Source organism: Cryobacterium sp. Hz7, assembly GCF_004402815.1.
Taxonomy (GTDB): Bacteria; Actinomycetota; Actinomycetes; order Actinomycetales; family Microbacteriaceae; genus Cryobacterium; species Cryobacterium sandaracinum.
Map to the genome: position 1 here is coordinate 1 of NZ_SOFB01000032.1, position 3,242 is coordinate 3,242.

Annotated in this window: 1 rRNA gene; it reads right to left on the reverse strand. The window is 53.4% G+C overall.

Going from position 1 to position 3,242, the window contains the following annotated elements:
- Positions 1-72: 72 nt before the first annotated feature.
- Positions 73-3,218, reverse strand: a 23S ribosomal RNA gene (locus E3N86_RS07430).
- Positions 3,219-3,242: the final 24 nt, after the last annotated feature.

Here is a 3,242-nt window from a genome sequence, read left to right on the forward strand (position 1 = left end):
CCGTGGGGCGTTGTTCTCGACCGTACATCGAGAACCACATAGTGGACGCTTGCAGCTTATTCAAACTGGTGTGTTATCAAATTATTGGCTTATTAGTACCGGTCAGCTCCGAGGGTCTTTAGTCCCCTCTTCCACATCCGGCCTATCAACGCAGTAGTCTAGCTGCGAGCCTCTCCCCCGAAGGGATGGAAATCTCATCTCGAAGCCGGCTTCCCGCTTAGATGCTTTCAGCGGTTATCCGTTCCGAACGTAGCTAATCAGCGGTGCTCCTGGCGGAACAACTGACACACCAGAGGTTCGTCCATCCCGGTCCTCTCGTACTAGGGATAGATCTTCTCAAATTTCCTGCGCGCGCAGCGGATAGGGACCGAACTGTCTCACGACGTTCTAAACCCAGCTCGCGTACCGCTTTAATGGGCGAACAGCCCAACCCTTGGGACCTACTCCAGCCCCAGGATGCGACGAGCCGACATCGAGGTGCCAAACCATGCCGTCGATATGGACTCTTGGGCAAGATCAGCCTGTTATCCCCGAGGTACCTTTTATCCGTTGAGCGACAGCGCTTCCACAAGCCACTGCCGGATCACTAGTCCCGACTTTCGTCCCTGCTCGACTTGTCAGTCTCACAGTCAAGCTCCCTTGTGCACTTACACTCGACACCTGATTGCCAACCAGGTTGAGGGAACCTTTGGGCGCCTCCGTTACTTTTTAGGAGGCAACCGCCCCAGTTAAACTACCCACCAGGCACTGTCCCTGAACCGGATCACGGTTCGAAGTTAGATATCCAATATGACCAGAGTGGTATTTCAACGTTGACTCCACCTGAACTAGCGTCCAAGCTTCACAGTCTCCCACCTATCCTACACAAGCCACACCGAACACCAATACCAAGCTGTAGTAAAGGTCACGGGGTCTTTCCGTCCTGCTGCGCGTAACGAGCATCTTTACTCGTAATGCAATTTCGCCGAGTTCGCGGTTGAGACAGCTGGGAAGTCGTTACGCCATTCGTGCAGGTCGGAACTTACCCGACAAGGAATTTCGCTACCTTAGGATGGTTATAGTTACCACCGCCGTTTACTGGGGCTTAAATTCTCAGCTTCGCCTTGCGGCTAACCGTTCCTCTTAACCTTCCAGCACCGGGCAGGCGTCAGTCCGTATACATCGTCTTGCGACTTGGCACGGACCTGTGTTTTTAGTAAACAGTCGCTTCCCACTGGTCTCTGCGGCCTTCGAACGCTCCAGGAGTAAATCCCTTCACGCCTCAGGCCCCCCTTCTCCCGAAGTTACGGGGGCATTTTGCCGAGTTCCTTAACCACGATTCTCTCGATCTCCTTAGTATTCTCTACCTGATCACCTGAGTCGGTTTGGGGTACGGGTGACTAAAACCTCGCGTCGATGCTTTTCTTGGCAGCATAGGATCACTGATTTCGTCCGTGAGGACTACCCATCGGGTCTCAACCTTCATGAGAGACGGATTTGCCTATCTCTCGGCCTACATCCTTAGACCGGGACAACCATCGCCCGGCTCAGCTACCTTCCTGCGTCACACCTGTTAATACGCTAACCGCACCAGCATAGGGTCGCACGCTAGGCCCCACGCTTCACCCCGAAGGGATCCATCTAGAGGATTCAGATGCTTAGCATTACTGGATTAGTTTGGGCGGTTTTTCGCCAGTACGGGAATATAAACCCGTTGTCCATCGACTACGCCTGTCGGCCTCGCCTTAGGTCCCGACTTACCCAGGGCGGATTAGCCTGGCCCTGGAAACCTTGATCTTTCGGAGGACGGGTTTCTCACCCGTCTTTCGCTACTCATGCCTGCATTCTCACTCGTGTAGCCTCCACGGCTGGTTTACACCGCCGCTTCGCTGGCCACACGACGCTCTCCTACCCATCAACACGGCTGAACCAACACCACAAGGGTGCGGCTTACCAAAAATATCAATGCCACAACTTCGGTGGCGTGCTTGAGCCCCGTTACATTGTCGGCGCGGAATCACTTGACCAGTGAGCTATTACGCACTCTTTCAAGGGTGGCTGCTTCTAAGCCAACCTCCTGGTTGTCTGTGCAACTCCACATCCTTTCCCACTTAGCACGCGCTTTGGGACCTTAGTTGGTGGTCTGGGTTGTTTCCCTCTCGACGATGAAGCTTATCCCCCACCGTCTCACTGCTGCGCTCTCACTTACCGGCATTCGGAGTTTGGCTGACGTCAGTAAGCTTTTAGGCCCCATCGGCCATCCAGTAGCTCTACCTCCGGCAAGAAACACGCAACGCTGCACCTAAATGCATTTCGGAGAGAACCAGCTATCACGAAGTTTGATTGGCCTTTCACCCCTATCCACAGCTCATCCCCTCCATTTTCAACTGAAGTGGGTTCGGTCCTCCACGACGTCTTACCGTCGCTTCAACCTGGCCATGGATAGATCACTTCGCTTCGGGTCTAGGACATGCGACTGAATCGCCCTATTCAGACTCGCTTTCGCTACGCATTCCCCTCTCGGGTTAAGCTCGCCACATATCACTAACTCGCAGGCTCATTCTTCAAAAGGCACGCTGTCACCAGAAATCCGCACCACGAATGGCACAGCCTGGCTCCAACGGTTTGTAAGCAAACGGTTTCAGGTACTATTTCACTCCCCTCCCGGGGTACTTTTCACCTTTCCCTCACGGTACTTGTTCACTATCGGTCATGTAGGAGTATTTAGGCTTATCAGGTGGTCCTGACGGATTCACACGGGATTTCTCGGGCCCCGTGCTACTTGGGATACTCTTCGGGCGATTGCTGCATTTCGACTACGGGGTTCGCACCCTCTATGACCAGGCTTTCAATCCTGTTCGTCTATACAACGCTCTAACCCTCACTGTTCGGCAGAATCAGCAGAAAAGTCCCGCAACCCCGACCATGCAACGCCTGCCGGCTATCACACATGATCGGTTTAGCCTCATCCGGTTTCGCTCGCCACTACTAACGGAATCACTATTGTTTTCTCTTCCTGTGGGTACTGAGATGTTTCACTTCCCCACGTTCCCTCTACCCGCCCTATATATTCAGGCGGGAGTCACCAGGTCACCCAAAGGGCCTGGCGGGGTTTCCCCATTCGGAAATCCTCGGATCACAGTTCGTTTATCAACTCCCCGAGGCTTATCGCAGATTACTACGTCCTTCTTCGGCTCTACATGCCAAGGCATTCACCGTTTGCTCTTAGAAATTTGAAATCACATGAGTTTGAATCGATTAAG